Annotated in this window: 20 protein-coding genes; 13 read left to right on the top strand and 7 right to left on the bottom strand. The window is 68.6% G+C overall.

The annotated features are described in order from the left end of the window. Nucleotides 1-8 precede the first annotated feature (8 nt). The 7 genes from KPB06_RS26735 (at nt 9) to KPB06_RS26705 (ending at nt 7,269) form a co-directional block, all read left to right on the top strand. The gene (locus KPB06_RS26735) at nt 9-1,256 is read left to right on the top strand and encodes a glycosyltransferase family 87 protein (protein ID WP_275905915.1); all 1,248 of its coding nucleotides are present in this window, start codon (nt 9-11) and stop codon (nt 1,254-1,256) included. A gap of 103 nt (nt 1,257-1,359) precedes the next feature. Then, the gene (locus KPB06_RS26730; RefSeq protein ID WP_059582549.1) at nt 1,360-2,427 is read left to right on the top strand and encodes an ABC transporter substrate-binding protein; all 1,068 of its coding nucleotides are present in this window, start codon (nt 1,360-1,362) and stop codon (nt 2,425-2,427) included. A gap of 14 nt (nt 2,428-2,441) precedes the next feature. Beyond that, a complete protein-coding gene (locus KPB06_RS26725) occupies nt 2,442-3,284 on the top strand; it encodes an ABC transporter permease (protein ID WP_060009457.1) in 843 nt (280 codons plus the stop codon). Nucleotides 3,285-3,319: 35 nt separating this feature from the next. Then, on the top strand, nt 3,320-4,162 hold the full coding sequence (locus tag KPB06_RS26720) for an ABC transporter permease (RefSeq protein WP_275905916.1): 843 nt from the start codon (nt 3,320-3,322) through the stop codon (nt 4,160-4,162). 40 nt (nt 4,163-4,202) lie between these two features. After that, complete coding sequence (locus KPB06_RS26715; RefSeq protein ID WP_089465514.1) at nt 4,203-5,048, top strand: ABC transporter ATP-binding protein; 846 nt, start codon at nt 4,203-4,205, stop codon at nt 5,046-5,048. Nucleotides 5,049-5,196: 148 nt separating this feature from the next. Then, on the top strand, nt 5,197-6,150 hold the full coding sequence (locus tag KPB06_RS26710; protein WP_099317290.1) for a TauD/TfdA dioxygenase family protein: 954 nt from the start codon (nt 5,197-5,199) through the stop codon (nt 6,148-6,150). Nucleotides 6,151-6,321: 171 nt separating this feature from the next. Next, complete coding sequence (locus KPB06_RS26705; protein ID WP_275905917.1) at nt 6,322-7,269, top strand: TauD/TfdA dioxygenase family protein; 948 nt, start codon at nt 6,322-6,324, stop codon at nt 7,267-7,269. 44 nt (nt 7,270-7,313) lie between these two features. On the opposite strand, the gene KPB06_RS26700 is transcribed toward KPB06_RS26705, so the two are convergent. Further along, nucleotides 7,314-8,975, bottom strand: coding sequence for an ABC transporter substrate-binding protein (locus KPB06_RS26700; protein WP_226094062.1), 1,662 nt, complete (start codon nt 8,973-8,975; stop codon nt 7,314-7,316). A 347-nt stretch (nt 8,976-9,322) separates the two neighbouring features. Between KPB06_RS26700 and KPB06_RS26695 the strand changes: the two genes are divergently transcribed. Then, nucleotides 9,323-9,730, top strand: a complete 408-nt coding sequence (locus tag KPB06_RS26695) for a DUF427 domain-containing protein (protein WP_059639233.1) — start codon at nt 9,323-9,325, stop codon at nt 9,728-9,730. 214 nt (nt 9,731-9,944) lie between these two features. Next, on the top strand, nt 9,945-10,937 hold the full coding sequence (locus tag KPB06_RS26690; protein WP_059582566.1) for a sulfonate ABC transporter substrate-binding protein: 993 nt from the start codon (nt 9,945-9,947) through the stop codon (nt 10,935-10,937). 4 nt (nt 10,938-10,941) lie between these two features. Here the strand turns inward: KPB06_RS26690 and KPB06_RS26685 are convergent, their stop codons facing one another. Next, nucleotides 10,942-11,526 carry a putative glycolipid-binding domain-containing protein gene (locus KPB06_RS26685; protein WP_124658392.1) on the bottom strand — a complete coding sequence of 195 codons (585 nt, stop codon included), beginning with the start codon at nt 11,524-11,526 and terminating at the stop codon, nt 10,942-10,944. 197 nt (nt 11,527-11,723) lie between these two features. Between KPB06_RS26685 and KPB06_RS26680 the strand changes: the two genes are divergently transcribed. Next, the gene (locus KPB06_RS26680) at nt 11,724-12,632 is read left to right on the top strand and encodes a LysR family transcriptional regulator (protein ID WP_124658391.1); all 909 of its coding nucleotides are present in this window, start codon (nt 11,724-11,726) and stop codon (nt 12,630-12,632) included. A 7-nt stretch (nt 12,633-12,639) separates the two neighbouring features. Here KPB06_RS26680 and potE read toward each other — a convergent pair whose 3' ends face one another. Continuing rightward, complete coding sequence (gene potE, locus KPB06_RS26675) at nt 12,640-14,025, bottom strand: putrescine-ornithine antiporter (protein ID WP_059582571.1); 1,386 nt, start codon at nt 14,023-14,025, stop codon at nt 12,640-12,642. Nucleotides 14,026-14,083: 58 nt separating this feature from the next. Beyond that, complete coding sequence (locus KPB06_RS26670) at nt 14,084-16,384, bottom strand: Orn/Lys/Arg family decarboxylase (protein WP_089465509.1); 2,301 nt, start codon at nt 16,382-16,384, stop codon at nt 14,084-14,086. A gap of 506 nt (nt 16,385-16,890) precedes the next feature. Between KPB06_RS26670 and KPB06_RS26665 the strand changes: the two genes are divergently transcribed. Next, on the top strand, nt 16,891-19,071 hold the full coding sequence (locus KPB06_RS26665; protein WP_185723030.1) for an ornithine decarboxylase: 2,181 nt from the start codon (nt 16,891-16,893) through the stop codon (nt 19,069-19,071). Between the two features lie 130 nt (nt 19,072-19,201). On the opposite strand, the gene KPB06_RS26660 is transcribed toward KPB06_RS26665, so the two are convergent. The 3 genes from KPB06_RS26660 to KPB06_RS26650 all read right to left on the bottom strand — a co-directional run bounded on the left by KPB06_RS26660 (nt 19,202) and on the right by KPB06_RS26650 (nt 21,651). Next, nucleotides 19,202-20,359 (bottom strand): iron-containing alcohol dehydrogenase, encoded by a 1,158-nt coding sequence (locus KPB06_RS26660; RefSeq protein ID WP_060967693.1) that lies wholly within the window; start codon nt 20,357-20,359, stop codon nt 19,202-19,204. Further along, nucleotides 20,356-20,691 carry a putative quinol monooxygenase gene (locus KPB06_RS26655; RefSeq protein ID WP_059582584.1) on the bottom strand — a complete coding sequence of 112 codons (336 nt, stop codon included), beginning with the start codon at nt 20,689-20,691 and terminating at the stop codon, nt 20,356-20,358. Before KPB06_RS26655 ends, KPB06_RS26660 begins: the two co-directional genes overlap by 4 nt. Before the next feature lie 240 nt (nt 20,692-20,931). Beyond that, on the bottom strand, nt 20,932-21,651 hold the full coding sequence (locus tag KPB06_RS26650; protein WP_124658388.1) for an SDR family oxidoreductase: 720 nt from the start codon (nt 21,649-21,651) through the stop codon (nt 20,932-20,934). Nucleotides 21,652-21,783: 132 nt separating this feature from the next. Here KPB06_RS26650 and KPB06_RS26645 point away from each other — a divergent pair, with 132 nt between their 5' ends. Together KPB06_RS26645 and KPB06_RS26640 are read left to right on the top strand one after the other, a co-directional pair. Beyond that, the gene (locus tag KPB06_RS26645; RefSeq protein WP_059582588.1) at nt 21,784-22,761 is read left to right on the top strand and encodes a LysR family transcriptional regulator; all 978 of its coding nucleotides are present in this window, start codon (nt 21,784-21,786) and stop codon (nt 22,759-22,761) included. Between the two features lie 155 nt (nt 22,762-22,916). Further along, nucleotides 22,917-24,305, top strand: a complete 1,389-nt coding sequence (locus KPB06_RS26640; RefSeq protein ID WP_059582589.1) for a nucleobase:cation symporter-2 family protein — start codon at nt 22,917-22,919, stop codon at nt 24,303-24,305. Nucleotides 24,306-24,429 lie beyond the last annotated feature (124 nt).

Here is a 24,429-nt window from a genome sequence, read left to right as displayed (position 1 = left end):
AGCGCCGCATGGATATTTCCGGCTCGCCGATACGGCGCGGCGAACGACCCGTCCGCGCCTGGCTCACCCCCGCACGCATCGCGCTTTACAGTGCGGTCATGCTGGCGATCGGCGTACTGCTGGGGGCGGTCCTGCTCTGGATCGGCCTTCGCTCGACCGAACCGGGCACGTTCCGCCCCGGTTCGGGGTACATGGTGTTCTGGTCCGCGTCCCATCTGATGCTCCACGGCTCGCCGTGGCAGGCCTACGACATCCCCGCGTTCTCGCGCGCGCTCGCCGGACTGTTCCCGTTGGCCGGCCGCCATGCATTCCTGCCGTGGCTGTACCCGCCGTCGTATCTGCTCGCGGTGACACCGCTCGCGCTGCTGCCCTATGCGATCAGCTATCCGCTGTTCGTCGTGCTCGGCGTCGTGCTGCTCGGCCTCGCGGTGTGGCGCGTATCGGGGCTCGGCGCCGTGCCCGACGCGACACGCATCGGCTGGCTTGCGCTGCTCGCGTGCCCCGGGGTGCTCGTCACCGCGATGTACGGACAGAACGCGATGCTGACCGCCGCGTGTGCGGCGCTCGCCGTGTATTTCGTCGACCGGCGGCCGATGCTGGCCGGCCTGTGTATCGGACTCCTGTCGGTCAAGCCCCAACTGGCGGTGCTGTTCCCGTTCGTGCTGATCGCCGCGCGCGCGTGGCGCGCGTTCGCATGGGCCGCGGCATGGGCGATCGCGATCACCGCACTGGGCATCGCGGCGGGCGGCATGGAACCGCTTCGCTTGTTTCTGCGGAATGCCGGCGCGCTGCGCTCGCTGATCATCGAGCATGGCGTGCCGTTCTGGTTCGCGTCGCCGACACCATTCGCGGCGTTTCGGCTTGCCGGCCTGTCGCCCGCCGCCGCGTTCGCCGGCCAGGCCGCCGTCGCGGCGATCGCGCTCGCGGCGGCGTGCCAGGTCTGGCGCCGCAGCCGGGACGCGCGGTTGCGCGGCGCGGTACTGGTCGTCGCGACGCTCGCCGCCAATCCGTATGTCTGGCACTACGAACTGTCGTGGCTGTGCATTCCGATCGCCTGCATGATCGCCATCGGCTCGCAGCATGGCTGGCGGCGCGGCGAGCAATGCGCCGTCGCCGCGATGTGGGCGCTGCCGCTGTACGAGTTTCTGAATCCGTGGATGATGCTGCCGCAGATCGGGCCCGCCATCACGTCGATCGCGCTGCTCGTGCTGCTGCAGCGCGCTCGGTCCCTCCCGCGATCCCCCGCGCGGCGATAAGCATAGTTCAAATCGTTGCTTGTCCGGCCTCCGGGCGTCATCGAGAATGACCCGACGGGCTGCGGCCCGGCCTCGTTCCCCAACGTTCCGGATCCATCGATTCATGCTTCCACTGCGCCTGCTGCGATCACTGCTGATCGCGTCCCTCGTTGCGTTGCCGGCCGCCGCCGCGCACGCGGACAAGCCCGCCATTCTCCGCATCGGCGTCGCCCAGCAGGGCGCCGGCGACCCACCGACGTTCGGCGGATCGAGCGCCGCGACGGTGCAGTTGCAGCAGCTCGTCGAAAAGGAATTCGCCGCCGACGGCATCAAGGTCGAATGGCTGTTCTTCAAGGGCGCGGGGCCGGCCGTCAACGAGGCGATCGCCAACAAGGCGCTCGACTTCGCATACCAGGGCGACCTGCCCGCCGTGCTCGCGCGCTCGAACGGGATCAAGACGCGCCTGCTGCTCGCCGCGAGCGTGCGATCGGGCATCAAGATCGCGGTGCCGCCCGACTCCACGATCCGCTCGATCAAGGACCTGAAGGACCGCCGCGTGTCGATCTTCCGCGGCACCAACCTGCAGCTCGTCGCCGACAACGCGCTCGCGAAGAACGGCCTCGGCGAACGCGACCTGCGCGTGATCAATCTCGACGCCGCCAGTTCGCTCGCCGCGCTCGCGTCGAAGGGCATCGACGCGTCGGTCGGCGATTACGGGCTCTACAAGCTGCGCGACGCGGGCCTCGCGAAAATCATCTACGAATCGCAGAACGACGGCCCGCAGTTGACGCGCCAGACCCACCTGCTCGTACTCGACGATTTCGAACGCGCGCACCCGGACATCGTGCAGCGCGTCGTCACCGCGTTCGTGAAGGGCGCGCAATGGTCGTCCGACGAGGCGAACCGCGATGCGCTGTTCAAGCTGTGGGCGAAGAGCGGCGTGCCGTACACGTCGTGGCAGGCCGACTATGCGAACCAGCGCCTGAAGGACCGCCTGTCCCCGCTGATCGACCCGTTCGTCGTCGCGCGCTACAAGGCCGTCGCGCAGGATGCGCTGAACCTGAAGCTGATCCGTCAGCCGGTCGACGTCGACGGCTGGTTCGAGCCGAAGTATCTCGACCATGCATTGCGCACGCTGAAGCTCGAAAACTACTGGCCGCGCTATGACGCGGCCGGCAAGCCTCTCTCCTGACCGGATCGACCCCGATGAGCGACACCGCGTTTCCCGTCCCGTCGTCCGAGTCGCGCACGCTCGCCGTGCCGCCGCGCCGCGCGGCCGCGCTGGAACGGCTCGCGTGGCGGCTCGCGCCGTGGGTGCTGCCCGCGCTGCTGTTCGCGCTGTGGAGCGTGGGCAGCGCGCGCGGCTGGATCGCGCCGCAAATCCTGCCGCCGCCCGAACGCGTGGTCGACACGCTGGCCGAGCTCGCGTCGAACGGCGATCTCGTGCGCCACACGCTGATCAGCCTGCAACGCGTGCTCGTCGGCTTCGCGGCCGGCACGCTGCTCGGCGTGTCGATCGGCGTCGCGCTCGGGCTGTCGCGCACGCTGGAAGCCTACGTGCTGCCGAGCTTCAACGCGCTCGTGCAGATCCCGGTGCTCGGCTGGCTGCCGTTCCTGCTGCTGCTCGTCGGCGTCGGCGAGCCGCTGAAGTACCTGCTGATCGCGCATGCGGCGCTCGTCCCCGTCACGCTAAGCACGCTGCAAGGGTTTCGCCAGACGCCGCCCGCCCTCGACGAAGTCGCGCGCGGGTTCGGCTACACGCGCCGGCAACGCATCGTCCACGTCGTGCTGCCGGCCGCGATCCCGACGCTCGCGACCGGCGTGCGGCTCGCGTTCACGAAGTCGTGGCTCGCGCTCGTCGTGGTCGAACTCGTCGCGTCGTCCGAAGGGCTCGGCTACCTGATCGTGTACGGGCGGCAACTGTTCCAACTCGATCTCGTGATGGCAGCCGTGGTCGTGGTCGGCGCGGTCGGCCTGCTGATCAACCGGGCGCTCGACGCACTCGAAGCGCGCCTGCGCCGCGGCGTGCCGTCCGCGTTTCGCGGCTGAACGGGCCCGCCCGCCCAACCGAAGGAGAATCGCCCGTGCCGCATGCCGCCGCGCCGTCAGCCACACCGCCCGCTACCACCGCTACCACCGCTACATCCGCCGCGGCCGCCCGCCGTCCGCATGTGCCCGACTGGCGCGGCTTCGTGCTGCCGCTCGCGGCGTTCGCGCTCTGGTGGGCGATCGCTTCCGCGCATCTCGCGACAAGCGGGCTGCTCGTCGGCCCGGCCGACGTGCTGCACACCGCGTGGGCGCAGGCGGCAAGCGGCGCGCTCGGCCGTGCGCTGTCGGCGTCGCTCGCGCGCGAAGCGTGCGGGTTCGCGATCGGCGCGACGGGCGGCCTCCTGCTCGGCGCGGTGCTCGGGCTGTCGCGCATCGCCGCGCGGATGGTCGGCCCGAGCTTCGACACGTTCAAGCAGATCTCGCTGTTCGCGTGGATTCCGCTGATTTCCGTGTGGTTCGGCCTCGGCGACGTCGCGAAGGTCGTGTTCCTGTCGCTCGCCGCGCTACTGCCGGTCGCCGCCCATACCTGCGACGGCATTCACGCGGTGCCGCGCGCGTATGTCGACGTCGCCCGCGCGCTGCGTTACTCGCGGCTCCAGCTGATCCGCCACGTGATCCTGCCGGCCGCGCTGCCGTCGATCTTCACCGGCCTGTATCTCGGCCTGATCTATTCGTGGCTCGCGACGCTCGGCGCCGAATACCTGCTCGTCGCCGGCAGCGGGATCGGCAACACGCTGATCGACGGCAGCGAGCAGTTCCGGATGGATCTCGTGCTGTTCGGGATCATCGTCGTCGGCGTGACCGGCTGGGCGCTGAACGCGACCGCGCGAGCGATCGAGCGCAAGGTGCTGGCCCGGCGCGGCGACCTCACGCGCTGAGCGCCCCTTGCCTCCTTTCCGCCCCCTTCTTCGTACCGCCATGACGACCCTCGCCTCCGATTCGCTCGACATCCTCCATGTAAGCAAGCACTACGCGCGACGCGACGCGGCGCTCGCCGTGCTCGACGACGTATCGCTGCACGTGCGTGCCGGCGAATTCGTCACGATCGTCGGCGCCAGCGGCTGCGGCAAGTCCACGCTTCTGCGGCTCGTCGCCGGGCTCGACACCGACTACACGGGCGAAATCCGCGCGGGCGGTGAACGCGTGCGCGACACGTCGCTACAGCGCGGCATCGTGTTCCAGGATCACCGGTTGTTTCCGTGGCTGACCGTCGAACAGAACATCGGCGCCGCGCTGCGCAACGCGCCGCTGGACGCCGCCGCGAAACGGCGTGCGGTCGCCGAACACATCGCCCTCGTCGGGCTGAACGGCTTCGAGCACGCGTTTCCGAACCAGTTGTCGGGCGGGATGGCGCAGCGCGTCGCGATCGCGCGCGGTCTCGTGAACCGGCCGCGCGTGCTGCTGCTCGACGAGCCGTTCGGCGCGCTCGACGCGCAGACGCGCGCGAAGATGCAGAACGAACTGCTGCGCATCTGGGAACAGGAACGCATCACGATGCTGCTGGTCACGCATGACGTCGACGAAGCCGTCTATCTCGGCGACCGTGTCGTCACGATGGCGCCGCGTCCGGGCCGCATCGCGCGCATCGTCGACGTCGCGCTGCCGCGCCCGCGCCGGCGCGATTCGCCGGCATTCGCGCGCTTGCGCGCCACGGTGCTCGCCGATTTCGACGACAGCGACCCGTCGGGCGACGACGCGTCGGGCGGCAGGCGCATCGACGCGGCGCGAGCGCACCCGATCGGCGAATGGCGGCTCGCGTGGTAGCGATGCAACGCGTTTGCATTGCTCAGCAGGACGACACATATCGTTCAGCGCAGCCCGCACGCTAAGGTTGTGACGATTCATCGGTTCCGAATCCGCGCGGCGCCTGCTTGAATGGAGGCTCGACCGACCCGACTCCAGGAGACTCACGATGTCCGATGTCCAGCACGCCGCTCACTCGCCTTCGCCTGCTTCGCACGCCGCGCCGCGCACGGCCGCCGTCCCGCTTCAGCTTCGCCAGGTCGCCGGCCGGATCGGCGCCGAAATTTCCGGCGTGCGGCTGTCGGCCACGCTCGACGACGCGACGTTCGACGCGATCCACGCCGCGCTGCTGCGCCACAAGGTGCTGTTCTTCCGCGGCCAGCACCATCTCGACGACACCGCGCAGGAAGCGTTCGCCCGCCGCTTCGGCGACACGGTCGCGCACCCGACCGTGCCGTCCGTCGACGGCAGCGCGGCGCTGCTCGAACTCGATTCCGCGCACGGCGCACGCGCGAATTCGTGGCACACCGACGTGACCTTCGTCGATGCGTACCCGAAGGTCTCGATCCTGCGCGCGGTCGTGATCCCGCCGTTCGGCGGCGACACCGTATGGGCCAACACGGCCGCCGCGTACGCGCATCTGCCCGATTCGCTGCGCGCGCTCGCCGACACGCTGTGGGCGCTGCACACGAACGCCTACGACTATGCATCGACGCACGTGCACGCCGACGATGCGCAACTGAAGCGCTACCGCGAAGTGTTTACGTCGACCGTCTACGAAACCGAGCACCCGGTCGTGCGCGTGCATCCGGAAACCGGCGAGCGCACGCTCGTGCTCGGACACTTCGTGCAGCGGCTCAAGGGGCTGTCGGCGCAGGATTCCGCGCACCTGCTGCAGGTGTTCCACGAGCACGTGACGCGTCTCGAGAACACCGTGCGCTGGAACTGGCAGGAGGGCGACGTCGCGATCTGGGACAACCGCGCGACGCAGCACTATGCGATCAACGACTACGGCGATGCGCGCCGGGTCGTGCGCCGTGCGACCGTTCACGGCGACGTGCCGGTCGGCATCGACGGCCGCCGGAGCGTCCTGCTGAAGGGGCCGGGCGCCACGCTGCAATAACGTCCATGTCCCGCGGCGGCGCCCTTTTGCCTGTTTCCTTTCCCTTTTTCCCGCGCGCCGCCGCGCCACTCCCTGCCGGACACCCGCCATGAACCTCGCGCCACCGGACCGACGCTTGCACGCGCAACGATGTCGTCCGTCTTCCCCGTTCACTTCCGCCAGGAGCGTCGCATGAGCGCCCTACTCGAACCCGCCCCGCAGCCGGTCGACGTGATCCCGCTGTCCGCCCACATCGGTGCGGAAATCCGCGGCGTCGACCTCACGCAACCGTTGACCACGCCGCAGATCGCGGCGATCCGCGCCGCGCTGCTGAAATGGCGCGTCGTCTTCTTCCGCGAACAATTTCTCACGCACGAGCAGCATGTCGCGTTCTCCGCGCAGTTCGGCGAGCCGACGGTCGGGCACCCGGTGTTCGGGCATGTCGACGGCCATCCGGCCGTCTATTCGATCGCGAAGCATCGCAAGGCGACGCGCTTCGAAGGCGAACCGGTGCGCCGGCCCTGGACCGGCTGGCACACCGACGTGACGGCCGCCGTGAATCCGCCGTGGGCATCGATCCTGCGCGGCGTGACGATCCCGCCGTACGGCGGCGACACGCACTGGACCAACCTCGTGCGCGCCTACGAAACGCTGTCCGCGCCGCTGCGCGGCTTCGTCGACACGCTGCGCGGCATCCATCGCTTCACGCCGCCGCCAGGCGCGCGCGCGACCGGCGCATTCGACGATGCGGTCGAGCGCCGCCCGCTCGTGACCGAGCATCCGCTCGTGCGCGTGCATCCGGAAACCGGCGAACGCGCGCTGTACGTGAGCCCGAGCTTCCTGAAATCGATCGTCGGGCTGACGCCGCGCGAGAGCCAGGCGCTGCTCGAACTGCTGTGGGAGCACGTGACGCGGCCGGAATTCACGATCCGCTTCAAGTGGGAACCGCGCAGCATCGCGTTCTGGGACAACCGCGCGACCGCGCATCTCGCGCCCGTCGACATCTTCGATCTCGACTTCGACCGCCAGCTATATCGCACGACGCTCGTCGGCGACGTGCCGGTCGGCCCCGACGGCCGGCCGTCGGTCGCGCTCGAAGGCACGCCGGTCGAAACGGCCGCGGCCGTCGCGCTCGACTGACGCGGCGAACGCCGGTGCGCACGGGCGCGCCGGCCCCCCTTCCGTCAATCGAGCCACACGCCGTCGAACCGGTGCCCGCCGAGCGGCGAGAACGTCAGCCCGTGGACTCGCCTGGAGATCGGCAGCGACACGATCGACGTCGCGATCGGCGTGAACGGCACCTGGTCCTTGAACACCACCTGCGCCTGCTCGTACAGCGCCGTGCGCTTCGCGACATCGGCATTCGAGCGCGCCGCCGTCACGAGTTGCTCGAAGTCCTTGTTGCACCACTTCGCGAGATTGCTGCCGTGCACGGCGTCGCAGCCGAGGAGCGTGCCGAGCCAGTTGTCGGGGTCGCCGTTGTCGCCCGACCAGCCGTACAGGATCGCGTCGTGCTGGCCGTCGTGCTTCGCGCGGCGGTTGTATTCGCCCCATTCGTAGCTGACGATCCTCGCGCGCACGCCGATCCTCGCCCAATCCTGCTGGATCAGTTGCGCCATCAACTGCGCGTTCGGGTTGTACGGGCGCTGCACGGGCATCGCCCACAGCGTGAGGTCGAAGCCGTTGGGAAACCCGGCCTGCGCGAGCAGCGCCTTCGCGGCGGCCGGATCGCGCGGCGCGTCCTTCAGGCGCGGGTTGTACGACCATTGCGCGGGCGGCATCGGGTTCGTCGCGATCGTCGCGTCGCCGTTGAACACGGTCTTGATGATCGCCGCCTTGTCGATCGCGATGTCGAGCGCGCGCCGCACGTCGACGCGATCGAGCGGCGGATGCTGCGTGTTGTACGCAACGAAGCCGACGTTGAAGCCCGTCCCCGAAAACAGCGTCAGCTTCGGGTCGCGCCGCACCGTCTCGAGATCGGCCGGCCGCGGAAACGCCGACACCTGACACTCGCCGGCCACGAGCTTCTGCAAGCGCGCGGCCGGGTCGGGCGTGATCGCGAACACGAGGCGCGCGAGCTTCACGTCGTCCGGGTTCCAGTAGTCGGGATTCGCGTCGTAGCGGATCAGCGCGTCCTTCTGGTACGTACGCAGCACGAACGGCCCCGTGCCGACCGGGAACTGGTTGATGTCCGACTCCCGATGGCGCGCGGCGAGCTGCCCCGCATATTCGGCCGACAGCACCGACGCGAACGCCATCGCGAGATTGCGCACGAACACGACGTCGGGCGACTTCAGCACGAAGCGCACCGTGTAGTCGTCGACTTTCTCGATGCGCTCGATGTTGCGGTCGAAGCCGAGATCGCTGAAATACGGGAAGCTGACCGGATAGGCCTTGCGGAACGGATCGTCCGGGTCGAGCATCCGGCGGAACGTGAACACGACGTCGTCGGCCTGGAACGGACGCGTCGGCTTGAACCATGCGGTGGTCTGAAATTTCACGCCGCGCCGCAGGTGGAACGTGATCGTGCGCTGGTCGGGCGACACGTCCCAGCTCGTGGCGAGCGCGGGTACGAGATCGAGCGTGCCGCGCTTGAACTGCACGAGCCCGTTGTAGACCGGGTACGTGCTCGCATCGAAATCGGTGCTCGTCGTGTGCTGGCCGGGATCGAAACCGGCCGGGCTGCCTTCGGTGCAGTACACGAGCGTCTTGCCCGCGGGCGCCGCGAGCGCGTGCGTCGCGGCGCCCGCCAACAGCAACGACGCGGCGATGCAGCGGAGCGCCGCGCCGGCGTGCGATACGCCGCGCGTGCGGCGCGCGGCTGACGAAACGAAAGGATTCTTCATGGTGGCGGATAAAAAAGGCTGTCATGCGATTGACGACCGCCGATCTTCGCGCGCCTCCCGCCGATCGCTTACCAATTAATTCCGCGTTGCTTATCGTCGTGGATGCATCCCGCTGCCGCGGCATCGAAAAGTCCATGCGAGCGCCGCATGCATGCGAAGCCCCGCCGCGGCGGGCCGCCCGAAAACCCGTCGAAAACCGCCGCACGGCCTTCCGGCCCCCTGCAAGTTCTCCGGAATGGGTGCATCGTATCGATTGGCCGACGCCGGCGCCGGCGCGCGGGAATCCGCCCGGCGTGCACATGCCGGCACGGCGCGTCCGTGCGCGCCGCCCTTTCCGGAGGAACCCGATGCCGATCAACCCCGATACGCCCTCTCGTCCCGTGAAGTCGCCGGGCCCCGATCACCCGATCCTGATCGAACCGCATTCGTCCCGCGTGATCGTGAAGGTGGCCGACAAGGTCGTCGCCGATACGCGCCATGCGCTGGTGCTACGCGAGGCCAGCTATCCGGCGGTGCTGTACATTCCGCGCGAGGATGCCGACATGTCGCTGCTCGAACGCACCGACCACGCGACCTACTGCCCGTACAAGGGCGATTGCGCGTACTACTCGATTCCGGCCGGCGGCGAACGCTCGATCAACGCCGTGTGGACGTACGAGCATCCGAATCCGGCCGTCGAATCGATTCGCGGGCACCTCGCGTTCTATCCGGATCGCGTCGACTCGATCGAGGAAAGCCTGCTCGTCACCGAGTGAGCGCGGCGGCGTGCTGCCGCGTCACCGGTTACGTATCGTCCGGCCGCTGATTTGCATATTCGGATTCGTTGGTTGGCCGCCGGCCCGCCGCGCCGTATCGTCCTGACTCCGGCGCGGGCCGGCCCGTTGCGTGCGTCGCCCGCATCCGGCCCGGTCCTGCGCCGGCCGCGCCGCCTTCGCGCGCGGCCCGTGAACCCGCCAGCAGGACGCCTCGATGAACGACACACCGCACGCAGACCTTGAATCGACTCCGGCAAACCCGCGCCGCCGCCAGTGGCTGCACGGCGCGGCCGCCGGGCTGGCCGGGCTCGCGCTCGGGCCGCTCGCGGCCGCGCCCGCACGCGCCGACGCCGGCGGCACGCGGCTGCGCATCGGCTTCCAGAAATACGGCAACTTCGTCGTGCTCAAGGCGCGCGGCACGCTCGAGAAGCGTCTCGCGAGCCAGGGCGTCGCCGTGCAATGGCTCGAATTCCCGGCCGGCCCGCAACTGCTCGAGGGGCTGAACGCCGGCGCGATCGACGTCGGCACGGTCGGCGAAACCCCGCCGATCTTCGCGCAGGCGGCCGGCGTCGATTTCGTCTACATCGGCAACGAGCCGCCCGCGCCCCAGGGCGAGGCGATCGTCGTGCTGCCCGATTCGCCGATCCGAACCGTCGCGCAACTGCGCGGCAAGAAGGTCGCGTTCAACAAGGGTTCGAACGTCCACTACCTGCTGGTGAAGGCGCTCGAGCGCGCGGGCCTGACCTATGCCGACATCCAGCCGATCTACCTGACGCCGGCCGACGCGCGCGCGGCGTTCGTGCAGCGCAGCGTCGATGCGTGGGTGATCTGGGATCCGTATCTGGCCGCCGCCGAACGGCAGCTCGGCGCGCGCGTGGTCGCGAACGGCGACGCGCTCGTGCGCAATACGCAGTACTACCTCGCCGCGCGCAAGTACGCGGCCGCGCACCCGCAGGTGCTGCGTGCGCTGCTCGACGAAGTCGATGCGGTCGACCGCTGGGCGCGCGATCACGTGCCCGAGGTGGCCGCGCAACTGTCCCCGCTCGTCGGCCTCGACGCGCCGACGCTCGAAGTCGCGCTCAAGCGCGCCGGCTACGGCGTGCAGCCGATCACCGACGCGACTCTCGCGTACCAGCAGAGCATCGCCGACGCGTTCAGCACGCTGAAGCTGATCCCGGGCAAGCTGTCGGTCGCCAGCGCGCGCTGATGCGTCACGACGCGGGCGCCGCGCCGATGCGCCGCCATTCGTCGTAGTCGGTGACGAGGCCCGCGCCGTCGATCGCGATATCGGCCGCATACGTGCCGCTCTCGTAGCGATACACGTGCGGCGCCGTGCGCGTATAGCGCTGCTCGCCGCGCACGATGTCGACATCCGGAAAACGCAGCCACGCGGTGTGAATCTCCGCCGACTCGCCGACGGCGAGCGCGAGCCGCCGGATCGGCAGCGTATTGGTCGACGGACTGAAGCCGAGATCGATGTCGGTCGCGCCCGCGAGCGCCGGCGCATCGACGCCGTCGATCGTCCACCGCCCCGCATCGCACGCGATGTCCCATTGCCGTGGCGGCGCCGTGCCGGTCCACCGCGTCACGCGCGCCGAACGCGTGAGCCAGTCGGTCCCGCATGCGATCGCGTAATCGATGCGAAACGGCGTGCCGTCGATCGCGCCCGCCACCGTCCCCGCTAGCGCGATGCCCGTTTGCGACTCGTCGAGCCGGCACCATTCGGCCGCCTGCCACGTCTGCACGATCTGCCATGCGACGCAATGCGTCCGTGGGGCTTCGTTGCGTTGCGTCATGCCGGGTCTCCTGTCGGTCGCGAGGGAACGACGCCGATTTTCGCTCACGGCGCGGACGAACGCACGCGGCTTCGTCGGCACCATGAGCACCGGCCGATAATGAGTATCGGGCCGACGCGCACCGTCGGCCCTCCTCCGCTTTGATACCATCCGTCGATCGGCACAAAATCGAACCGGAAGACAAAAGGCGCGACTTCATGGATTTGTTGGCGACGATGCGCATCTACGTCAGGGTCGTGGAGCGCGGCACGATGTCCGGCGCGGCGCGGGATCTCGACATGGGCCAACCGGCCGTCAGCGAGCGCATCGAGAAACTCGAGAAACATCTCGGCACGCGGCTGCTGATGCGCAGTGCGCGTACGCTCGCGTGCACGGAGGAAGGCCGCCTCTTCTACGAACGCAGCAAGGCGCTGCTCGAGGCGGCCGAGTTGGCCGTTGCATCGGTGTCGAAGACGGAAAACGCGCTCGACGGCACGATCCGGCTCGCGGCGCCGCAATGCTTCGGCGAGGTCGTACTGCCGGGCGTGCTGATGCAGATCCGCACCGCGTATCCGAAGCTGCACATCGACCTCGTGCTGAACGACGACATCGTCGATCCGGTCACCGAGGGCGTCGACATTTCGATCCGGGTCGGCCAGCTCGGCGACGGCGGCTTCGTCGCCTACGCGCTCGGCGCGGTCGGCCGCGTGCTCGTCGCCGCACCGTCGTATCTCGACCGGCACGACCCGATCGACACGAAGGCCGATCTCGCGAACCATCCGTTCATCCGCGTGAAAGGTGTGTTCGCGAACGAACAGGTGCCGCTGCAGCGCGACGGCGGCGCAGTCGAATACGCGCGTATCCGCACGGTCATGACCGCGAGCCACTGGCGCCCGATGTTCGACACGATCGCGGCGGGCGGCGGCATCGGCGTGGTCCAGCACCCGGCTTGCGCCGATGCGCTCGCGCACGGCCGGCTCGTCCGCCTGCTGCCGCACTACGACGTTCCCGACTTCGCGCTCAACGTGCTGGTGCACGCGCAGCGGCCGCTGCCGCCGCGCGTGCGCGCCGTCGTCGATCTGTTGAAACGAGCACTCCCGCCGCTGCTGACGCAGCGGCAGCGTTAGGGCCTGTTCACGCCTGCAGCGACTTCCCCGGTTCCTTCACGTGCGCATCGACTTCCATCTGGTAGAAGCGCGCGCTGACGAAGCCGAACAGCGTCCAGCCGAGGAACACGCACAGGCCGCCCAGCATCAGCGCCTGCTCGCCCGAGCTGTAGAGCGCGTAGAAGCTGTACGCGGTCGCGACCATCGCGACCACGTTCGTCAACAGCGCCTTGCCCGGCGGCACCTTCGCGACCTTCTGGATCGTGATCAGCGCGGCCATCGACATCACGTAGGGCACGAGATTCGTGACGACCGCGAGATCGACGATCTTCTGGAACTGGCTGCTCAGCTCCGGGCTGATCGTCATCAGCGCCAGCGCGACCTGCGCGACCAGCAGGATCACCATGCCGACGATCGGCGTGCCCGTGCGCGTGGCGCGCGCGAACACCGGCAGGAAGTAGCCGACGTCGGCCGAGCTCTTGAACACCTGCGCCACCGTGAACTGCCAGCCGAGCAGCGAGCCGATGCATGCGATCACCATCAGCGCGGTGACGATCGTGCCGACGGCCGGCGTGAACATCGTCGCGAACGCGATGCCGAACGGCGCATTCGACTTCGCGAGGATCGCGTTGGGCACGATCCCGGCGATCACGTTGGTCGACACGATGTAGAAGATCGCCGACGCGATCGTGCCGCCGAGCACGGCGATCGGCACGTTGCGCTCCGGATTCTCCACCGCGTCGGAGTTCGCGCACGCCGATTCGAGCCCGAGGAACGCCCACAGCGTCACCGCGATCGAGCCGCCGACGGCCGGCCCGAACGGCAGGTCGTGCGGATTCCACGCCGCGCCCCAGGTCGCGCCGCTGAACCAGAACCAGCCGATCAGCGACACGACGACGACCGGAATGATCACGCCCCACACCGTCACCGCGCCGATCCGGCCGGTGATGCGCGAGCCGCCGAAGTTCGCGACCGTCGTCAGCACGAGCAGGAAGATCGTCCAGAGGCCCGTTTGCAGCGGCGACAGCGTCGCGTCGAACAGCACGGTGCCGTAGCCGACCGCCGTCACGCCGATCGCGACGTTGGCGATCACGAGCGACAGCCCGTACGTGTAGTTCGCCATGTAGTTGCCGGCCTTGCCGAACGCGTACTCCGCGTAGCCGCCCATCCCGCCCGGCTTGCGGCTCAGCATCCCGCAGCGCGCGAACGCATAGGCGAGCGCGAGCGAGCCGCCGGCCGTGACGATCCACGACAGCAGCGAGATCGTGCCGACCTGCGCGAGCTTCGCCGGCAGCAGGATGATGCCGGAGCCCATCATGTTGACCGCCGTGAGGACGGTGAGCTGCCAGACGTTCATCCGGTTCTTCGGCGCGGCCGTCGTGGCCGCGCCGGACAGGTGCGCTGCGTTGTCCATGGTGTTCGATCCTTCGATGTGAGGCCGCCGGGCGGCCGGTCGCTCGTTCGTTCGCTCGTCAGGCCGTCAGGCAGTACACGCGGTACGTGCCGTCCTCGACTTCCACGCCGTGCGTGTCGTGCGCGAAGCCCGGGAAACGCCGGTCGTACGCTTCGAGCGCCTTCAGGTAGCCGAGCACCGGGCCGCCGGCAGGCCCCGCGTTCTCGCCCGGCATCAGGAGCGGAATGCCCGGCGGATACGGCACGACGCCCGTGGCCACCGTGCGCCCGGCCAGCTCGTCGAGCGTGACCTGTTCGACGCGGCCCTGCACGAGATGCTCGTATGCGCGCACCGGGCTCATCTCCGGCGTCGGCAAGATCGAGAACGCCTCCGACATCAGCCGCGTCGTGCCGAGCTGCTCCATCGCCGCGAACATCGTGTCGGCCAGATCTTTGAGCCCCATGCCCGCATAGCGCGAACCATGCTCGTTCGCGAGCGACGGAATCGCCATGTCGAGCGGCAGGTTCGCGTCGTAGTCGCGCTTGAAATCGCACAGCGCGCTGACGAGCGAGCCCCACTTGCCCTTCGTGATGCCGATCGAGAACAGGAACAGGATCGTGAAATCGGTGGTCTTCTCGACGACGATCCCGCGCGCATCGAGATACGCGGTGACGACGCTCGCCGGGATGCCGACCGGCATCAGGCCGCCGGCCGGCGCGACGCCAGGCGTGACGATCGACACCTTGATCGGGTCGAGCATGCAGTAGCCGTCCTCGATATTGCCGAAGCCGTGCCATTGCGCGCCGGGGCGCAGCACCCAGCACGCCGGGTCGCTCGCGAGCAGCTCGGGCGGCGCTTCGTGGAACGGCAGCGTGCGGCCCGTGCGCGCCTCGAGCACGGTATCGGGCTGCCAGCATTCGAAGAACCAGTCGCCCTTCGCGCCGAATTCATTGTTCATTCGCGCGATCATCTGCCGGAACGCGACAGCCTCCTCGATCGATTCGCGCGTCAGCGCGGCGCCGCCGGGGCCGTCCATCATCGCGGCCGCGACGTCGTTCGACGCGATGATCGCGTAGTTCGGCGACGTCGACGCGTGCATCATGAACGTTTCGTTGAACTGGCCATGCGGAATCGGGCTGCGGCCGTCGCGCACGTGGATGTACGACGCCTGCGACAGCGCGGTCAGCAGCTTGTGCGTCGACTGCGTCGCGAATACCGTGGGCCGGTCCTTGTGGTGGTCGCGCGGGTCGCCGTGCATCGCATGGCGGTCGCGGTAGATCGGATTGAAGCGCGCGTAGCCGTACCACGCTTCGTCGAAGTGCAGCCGGTCGACGCTCGCGCCGAGCAATTCCTCGACGCGCGTGACGTTGTAGCAGAGGCCGTCGTACGTGGAATTCGTGACGATCGCGTGCTTCGGCTGGCGATCGGCCAGCCCGGCCGCGAGCGGGTTCGATGCGATCGCTTCGCGGATCGCCGCCTGCGTGAGGCGCTCCGATGCGATCGGCCCGATGATCCCGTAGCGGTTGCGCGTCGGCACGAGGTAGGTCGGAATCGCGCCCGACATCGTCATCGCATGTTCGGCCGACTTGTGGCAGTTGCGGTCGCACAGCGCGATCTGGTCGCGGCTCACGCTCGCCATCAGGATGATGCGGTTCGACGTCGACGAGCCGTTCGTCACGTGATACGTGCGATGCGCGCCGAACACGCGCGCCGCATAGCGCTCGCTTTCGCCGATCGGGCCCGAATGATCGAGCAGCGAGCCGAGTTCGCCCACCGAGATCGACAGGTCCGAGCGGAACAGCGATTCGCCGAAGTACTCGAAGAACGCGCGGCCGACCGGCGATTTCAGGAAGCCGGTGCCGCCCGTGTGGCCCGGCGTATGCCACGAGTATTCGTAGACGCGCGAGAACTTCGCGAGCGCGCCGAACATCGGCGGCAGGACGGTCGAGCGATAGCGTTCGATCGCCGCGTGGATGCGCCCACCGATGAAGTCGGCCGTATCCTCGAGCAGCCACACGAAATCGTCGACCTTGCCCATCACCGCGGCCGGCACCGTCGACGCGACGCTGCGGTCGGCCAGCAGGAAGATCGGCACGCTGCCGTTGCGATGCCGGATCGCGTCGACCACCACCTCGGACGGCCCGTGGCCGTCCACGCCGAGATCCCAGTCGAGCAGCACGCACTGGATCGACGGATCGGAGCGGATCAGCACGACGGCATCGTCGGCGGACGTGGCCGTCAACACGTCGATGCCGCGTTGCGCGAGTTCCGCGCTCAGCGTGCGGACCGCGCGGCCGGTGGCGGTTTCCTGCGCGATTTCGTCGTCGACCAGTAGCGCACGCATGCCGAGACGGCGAATGCCGCCGACGGAAGTGTTCATGTTGTTGCCCTCGCGGTTGGGTTGCTTCGATTGGTATCGTTCGTCTCGCGCGCACGCGGACGGCAGGTCACGGGCAGTGGCACGAGACGCTCGCCATTCCGGCTTGATTCGCCACCCAGTTCGGAGCCGACTATGCCATGAACGCCATTCGATGAAAAGCCGACGATTCGGTGAAACCATCGGCGCCTTTTCAATAGGATTTCATCATTGGATCATTTTTATATGCGCTGCAGCACGTCAATTGCCGATCAATTGATTAGGCTCATCCGTCAATGACATTGACGATTCTGGTCGATTGAATTCGCGTGCCTTTATTGCTACGATCGGCGGCGCCGAGCACCGTCCGATCACGGCTGTGCCGCGCGGCTCGACGCTTCCCGGCGCGGTGCGCATTCGGCATTCCGCATTCGCGGGAGCATTTCAATCGGCTGCGGCGCGCGTCGTATCGACATGACGCATCGGCGTGAATGCGGCTCCCGTTTCAGGTCATTTACCGGAGAGTTCGCGTGAGCCTGTTGAAAATCGCAGTCGAGCCGGCGCTGATCGGCGCCTTCCTCACCACGCACGAACAGGTCGACGTATTTCAGACCGATTTCACGAATATCGCGGCCATCGTCGTCGGTATCGACGCCGCGGAAAAGGTGCTGAGAACCGTCGAAAGAACCGGCTTCGCGATTCCGTTCTTCGTCGCGGTCGAGCCCGACCAGGAAGTGCCGCCGTCGGTCCTGCCGAGCGCGAGCGGCGTGATCCAGCTCCGCCACGGCGGCCGCCATTACTACGGCCGGCAGATTTCCGCCGCCGCCGACATCTACAGCGAGAGTCTGCTGCCGCCGTTCTTCAAGGTGATGCGCGACTATGTGCAGCGCGGCTACGTCGAGTTCGACTGCCCCGGCCATCAGGGCGGCCAGTTCTTCTCCAATCACCCGCTCGGCCGGATGTTCTTCGATTTCTTCGGCGAGACGCTGTTTCGCGCGGATCTCTGCAACGCGGACGTGCGGCTCGGCGACCTGCTGATCCACGAAGGGCCGGCGCTGGAAGCACAGCGCAACGCCGCAAGGATCTATAACGCCGACAAGACGTATTTCGTGCTGAACGGCACGTCGACGTCGAACAAGGTCGTCACGAGCGCGCTGCTCGCGCCCGGCGATCTCGTGCTGTTCGACCGCAACAACCACAAGTCGGTGCACCTCGGCGCGCTCGTGCTGTCCGGCGCGCGGCCGGTCTACCTCGAGACCGCACGCAACGCGTGGGGCCTCATCGGCGGCGTCGACAGCGCGGCGCTCGGCGAAGCGCGCATTCGCGACGCGATCCGCGACGTCGCGCCCGAGCGCGCCGATCTGCCGCGCCCGTTCCGGCTCGCGGTGATCCAGCTCGGCACCTACGACGGCACGATCTACAACGCGCGCGAAATCGTCGACCGGATCGGGCATCTGTGCGACTACATCCTGTTCGATTCGGCGTGGGTCGGCTACGAGCAGTTCATCCCGATGATGCAGGACTGCTCGCCGCTGATGCTGACGCTCGGGCCCGACGATCCCGGCATCTTCGTCACGCAGTCGGTGCACAAGCAGCAGGCCGGCTTCTCGCAGACGTCGCAGATCCACAAGAAGGACAGCCACATCGAAGGCCAGAAGCGCTTCTGCGATCACCGGCGCTTCAACAACGCGTACATGATCCACGCGTCGACGAGCCCGTTCTATCCGATGTTCGCGGCGCTCGACGTCAACGCGCAGATGCATGCGGGCCCGGCCGGCAAGCGCCTGTGGCGCGACTGCGTCGCACACGGCGTCGATGCGCGCAAGCTGCTGCTGAAAACGTGCCGCCAGATCCGCCCGTTCGTTCCGCAGCAGATCGACGGCCGCCCGTGGGCCGACTATCCGACCGAGCAGATCGTCGACGACCTGCGTTTCTTCCGCTTCCATCCGGCCGACACGTGGCACGGCTTCGAAGGCTATGCGGACGACCAGTATTTCGTCGATCCGTGCAAGCTGCTGCTGACCACGCCCGGCATCGATCGCGACACGCACGAATACGCGCCGTTCGGCGCGCCGGCGCCGATCCTCGCGCGCTACCTGCGCGAGCACGGCGTCGTGCCGGAGAAGGCCGACCTGTACACGATCCTGTTCCTGCTCACGCCGTCGGAGAGCTTCGGCAAGCTGCAGCATCTGGTCGCTCACCTCGCGCAATTCGAACGCCATCTCGATCAGGACACGCCGCTGCGCGAAGCGATTCCGTCGCTGTGCGAAGCCTATCCCGAGCTGTACGGCACGATGCGCCTGCGGCAGCTGTGCCAGCGCATGCATGATTTCTATCGCAGCCACGACATGAAGCATCTGCAGAAACAGATGTTCCGGCGTGCGCAGTTCCCGAAGCAGGCGATGCTGCCGCAGGCCGCGAATGCCGAGCTGATCCGCAACGACGTCGAACTCGTCACGCTCGATCGCATCGAAGGCCGGATCGCGACCGAAGGCGCGCTGCCCTATCCGCCCGGCATCTTCTGCGTGGTGCCCGGCGAAGTATGGGGCGGCCCGGCGCTCGACTACTTCCGCGCGCTGGAGGCCGGGATCAACGCGCTGCCCGGCTTCGAACCGGAAATCCAGGGTGTGTACCTGCAGACGAAGCCGGACGGCACGAAGCAGGCGTCGGCGTACGTGGTGGCAGCCGGCGCCGACGCGTCGCGCATGTAGGCACGGCGGGCGGCTCGGCACGCTCGTGGCCGTCGCGCCGGCATGCACGTGGGTTGCGGCACGGCCCGCGCGGCCGGTCGTGCGCGCGTCGTGAATCGTGCCGGGCGATGCGCCACGCGCGCCCGCCGCGTCACCACGCCTGCCGATAGATCTCCAGCGCGTCGGCCTCGGTCACCTCGCGCGGATTGTTCACGAGCAGGCGCGTCTGCAGCATCGCGTCCGACGCCATCCTCGGCAGGTCGGCCTCGCCGATGTCGACCTCGCGCAACGTGCGCGGAATGCCCGTCGCGACGATCAGCCGGTCGATCTCGGCGATCAGCGCGTGCGTTTTCGCTTCGTCGCTGCCCGTGGCCGACGGCGCGACGATCGCCGCCAGTTCCGCATACAGCGGCGCGGCGGCCGGCGCGTTGAAGCGCAGCACGTGCGGCAGCACGAGCGCGTTCGACAAACCGTGCGGCACGTGGAAGATCCCGCCGACCGGATAGGCCAGCGCGTGTACGGCCGCGACCGGCGCATTCGCGAACGCCTGCCCCGCGAACATCGCGCCGACCAGCATCGCTTCGCGCGCGTGCCGGTTCTGCCCGTCGTCGCATGCGGCCAGCAGGTTGCGCGACAGCAGCGTCAGCGCATGCGTCGCCAGCATGTCGGACACCGGATTCTTCAGCCGCGCGGACGTGTACGCCTCGATCGCATGCACCATCGCGTCGATGCCGGTGGCGGCCGTCGCCGCGCGCGGCAGGCCGAGCGTGAGCTCGGCGTCGAGGATCGCGACGTCCGCGAACAGGTGCGGCGACACGACGCCCATCTTGCGCGCCTCGCCGACCGTGACGATCGACACGGCCGTGACCTCGGAGCCGGTGCCGGCCGTGGTCGGCATCTGCACGAGCGGCAGCCGCGCGCTCGCGACCTTGTCGACGCCGTACATGTCGGCCAGCGCCTGCTGCCCCGGCACGAGCACCGCGATCAGCTTCGCGACGTCCATCGACGAGCCGCCGCCGAGGCCGAGCACGATCTCGGCATCGGCCGCGACGGCCCGCGCGGTCGCGTCGAGCACCACGTGCTCGGGCGGATCGGCGATCACGTCGTCGATCACGGTGACCTGCCAGCCGTGCGCGGCGAGGCTCGCCAGCGCGGGCGCGAGCACGCCGCTGCGATGCAGGAACGCATCGGTGACGACGCACAGCCGCGCGAGCGCCGGAAAGCGTTCGCGCAACAGCGCGCCGAGCCGGCGCGCGGCGCCGAATTCGACGATCTGCGTCGGAACGGTACGGAATTGAAACGGGTTCATCGAGCGCCTCCCGGGGCCGTCGCCGTGCCGGTGTCCGGCTGCACCATGTAGCGGATCACCTCGCGACGATCGAGCAACGGCATGATCGCGCCGACACCGATCCGCTGGAAATGCGGCGTTTCCCGATGCACGTCGAGGCCGTCGGCCTCGCTGTAACGCTCGAGGATCACGATGTGGTCGGGGTTCTCCGGCGACCGGAAGTACGCGTAGTCGAGGTTTTTCGGCTCGGTGCGCGTGGCCGGCGCGAGTTCGGCCAGCAATTCGACCACGCGGTCGCCGTTGCCGGGTTTCGCGAAGAAATGCGCGATGACCTGCAGATAGGGTTCGTTCATGCTGCGCTCCATGTTCGACACAAGCCCGTCGCGACGGGAGCGCCCCCCATCCGCCATGAGCCGGATGGATTCAAACGCGATGAGGCGGCACCGTATCACTGACGCGTCGTCGCATTGTATTGAATCGGCACGGCCTTCGCAGTGCCGCGACAGGCCGCGAACCACAGGCCGGATCCCGCGGCACGCTCACGACGAGCCGGAACCTGGCCGGCCGCCGCGCGCTTGCGCCGCCTCCGTCGTTCACCACGGCACCGTCCGCCCCAGATAGTCGAGATATTCGAGCCCGGGCCGCGCCCGCTTCGCCAGCAGCACGTCGACGAGGCTCGGCACGCTCTCGTCGATGGTCAGGCGCGCGTCGGGCCCGCCAAGTTCGGTACGGACCCAGCCGGGCGCCATCAGCGCCAGCGCGCGGCGCGTATCGGCCTGACGCGCCGCGAAGCTGCGCATGAACTGGTTCAGCGCGGCCTTGCTGCCGCGATACACCTCGCGCATCCCGCTGACGTTGTTCGCGACGCTGCCCTGCCCCGACGACATCGCGCCGATCAGGCCGTCGTCGGTCACGAGATCCTGCAGCGTCTCGATCGCACGCATCGGCGCCAGCGCATTCGTGATCATCACGCGCACGAATTCGTCGGTCGTCACTTCGCCGATCGTTTCGCTCGGATCGTTGGTCGTGCCCGCGTTCACGAACAGCATGTCGAAGCGCCGGCCCGACAGGCGCTCGCGCAGCGCGGCCAGTTGCGCGGGCTCGCAGATGTCGAGCGTGCCGATCTCGAGCCGGCCGTCGAACCGGTCGGCCAGGTCGTGCAGCTTGGTGCGCCCCGATCCTGCGCGCACGGTACCCGTCACGTTCCAGCCCTTCTTCAGGAATGCCTCCGCCATCGCCAGCCCGAGCCCGCGCGACGCCGCGACGAGAAGGATCGCAGGCGCGTTCCGTCGATTCGATTCAGTCGATTGCATGGTTTTCGCCTTTGCCGTGTTTCGTCATGCGCCCACTATAGGCGCGCGCCACGACAGGCGCCAGACGCACCCAACGCAATCGATAGTTGCATTCAACGCCATGTTATCGGCACAAAGGCGTATCCTGTCCGCATGGACGACATCGACCTGAACCTCGTCACCGCGCTCGACGTGCTGCTGTCGGAAGCCAGCGTGACCGCCGCCGCGCGCCGGCTGGGCCTGAGCACGTCCGCGATGAGCCGCACGCTCACGCGGCTGCGTATCGCCACCGGCGATCCACTGCTCGTGCGCGCCGGGCGCAGGCTCGTGCCGACGCCGCACGCAGCCGCGCTGCGCGACCGCGTGCATGCGGTCGCGAGCGACGCGCGCGCCGTGCTCCGGCCGGCGACGGCCGACGTCGATCTCGCGACCCTCACGGCCACGTTCACGATCCGGGCCGCCGCGTCGTTCATGGAAATGCTGTCCGGCCCGGTCGTCGCCGCGCTGGCCGACGTCGCGCCGCACGTGCGTATCCGCTTCGTCCCGAAGCTCGACCGCGATCCGCAAGCGCTGCGCGACGGCACGGTCGACCTGGAAATCGGCAAGCGCGGCGACGACGCGCCCGAGCTGCACACGCGCATGCTCTTTCACGACTGGCACGTCGCGGTGGCGCGCGCCGGGCATCCGGTGTTCGCGTCGGCCCGGATCACGCCCGCGCGCTATGCCGCGTGCCGCCACGTCATGGCGGCCCAGCTCGGCGATTTCTCCGGGCCGGCCGACGACACGACCGGCAACGCCGGCCCCGGCCCCGCCGTGCACGTCGTCGTGCCGGGCTACCCCGACGCGATGCGTGTCGCCGCCAGCACCGACCTGATCGCGCTGGTGCCGCGTTCGAGCCTCGGCAATGCGTGCTCGCCGGGGCTCACCGAAGTCCTCGGGCTGCGCAGTTTCGAGATTCCGGTTCGCCTGCCGGCGATCCTCGTGTCCGCGCTGTGGCATCCGCGCATGCACGGCGACCCCGTGCACCGCCGCTTGCGCGATACGGTCATCGCCGTCTGCCAGCGCGCGTATCCGGATTCCCGTCCGCCGCGCACCACGGCGCGCGGCAACGGAGCACGCGTCGCGGGCTGACCATTGGCCACATCCCGCAGTTCGAACCAGCCGGCCGCCGATCGGGCGCCTTTTGCGCGATCCATCGGCTCGTCACCATTGCGGCCCGGCCCGGCGGCGCCGGCAGGCCCTTCGGCTAAAATGCCGCACTTTCCACCTCGTCCGGCCCGCTCGCCATGCAACCCGCCTCCTCCGCCCAATCCGCCTCCCACGGCGCCGACGCCGCAGAATCGGCCCGCGACCTCGTCTACGGCCCGAACGACCGGCCGGCGCCGATGGTCGCCTTCGTCGCGGCGCTCCAGCACCTGCTGGCGATCATCGTGCCGATCGTCACGCCCGGCCTGCTGATCTGCCAGGCGCTCGGCGTGTCCAGCCGCGATACGACCCTGATCGTGTCGATGTCGCTGGTGATTTCCGGCATCGCCACCTTCGTCCAGTGCAAGCGCTTCGGCCCGCTGGGCGCCGGCCTGCTGATCGTCCAGGGCACCAGCTTCAACTTCGTCGGCCCGCTGATCGCCGGCGGCGGCCTGATGGTCAAGCAGGGCACGCCGGTCGAGACCGTGATGGCCGCGATCTTCGGCGTCGTGATCGCCGGGTCGTTCGTCGAGATGGGCGTGTCGCGCATCCTGCCGTTCGTGAAGCGCCTGATCACGCCGCTCGTCACCGGCATCGTCGTGCTGCTGATCGGCCTCACGCTGATCAAGGTCGGCCTGATCAGCATGGGCGGCGGCTACGGCGCGATGGCCAAGGGCACGTTCGCGAGCGCCGAGAACCTGACGCTGTCGGGCCTCGTGCTCGGCACGATCATCCTGCTGAACCGCGTGCCGGTCGTGTGGGTGCGCAGCACCGCGCTCGTGATCGCGCTCGCGATCGGCTATCTCGCCGCCGCGTTCCTGGGCCGCCTCGACTTCACCGGCATGCATCAGGCCGCGCTGTTCCAGGTGCCGACGCCGCTGCACTTCGGCATCGGCTTCTCGTGGGCGCTGTTCGTGCCGATGCTGATCATCTACCTCGTGACGTCGCTCGAGGCGATCGGCGACGTGACGGCCACCAGCAAGATCTCGAACGAGCCGGTCGAAGGGCCGGTGTGGATGCAGCGGATCAAGGGCGGCGTGCTCGTGAACGGCGCGAACTCGCTGCTGGCCGGCGTGTTCAACACGTTCCCGAGCTCGGTATTCGCGCAGAACAACGGCGTGATCCAGATCACCGGCGTCGCGAGCCGTCACGTCGGCATCTGGATCGCGGGGATGCTGGTAGTGCTCGGCCTGTTCCCGGTCGTCGCTGGCGTGCTGCAAGCCGTGCCCGAGCCCGTGCTCGGCGGTGCGGCGATGGTGATGTTCGGCGCCGTGGCCGCATCGGGCATCAACATCCTCGCGGGCATCCACCTCGACCGTCGCGCGCTGCTGATCATCGCCGTGTCGCTGGCGCTCGGCCTCGGCGTATCGCAGGTGCCGGACATCCTGAACAGCCTGCCGCATGCGCTGAAGAACGTGCTGGAATCGGGCGTGGCGACGGGCGGTATCTGCGCGCTCGTGATGAACTGGTTCCTGCCGGAAAAGAAGTAACCGGACGAATCGTGCGGCGGCGCGGTGCGCGTGGCGGGCCGCCCCGTGCGAACGGCGTCCCGCGCGCCCGGCCCCGTCGCGCAGCCGTCGGCCACGCGACGACGACCGGTCGTCCAGCCCGATC

Source organism: Burkholderia semiarida (genome assembly GCF_029268935.1).
Taxonomy (GTDB): domain Bacteria; phylum Pseudomonadota; class Gammaproteobacteria; order Burkholderiales; family Burkholderiaceae; genus Burkholderia; species Burkholderia semiarida.
Note: the sequence above shows the minus strand (reverse complement) of the source record. Positions and strands in the feature narration are given on the sequence as shown.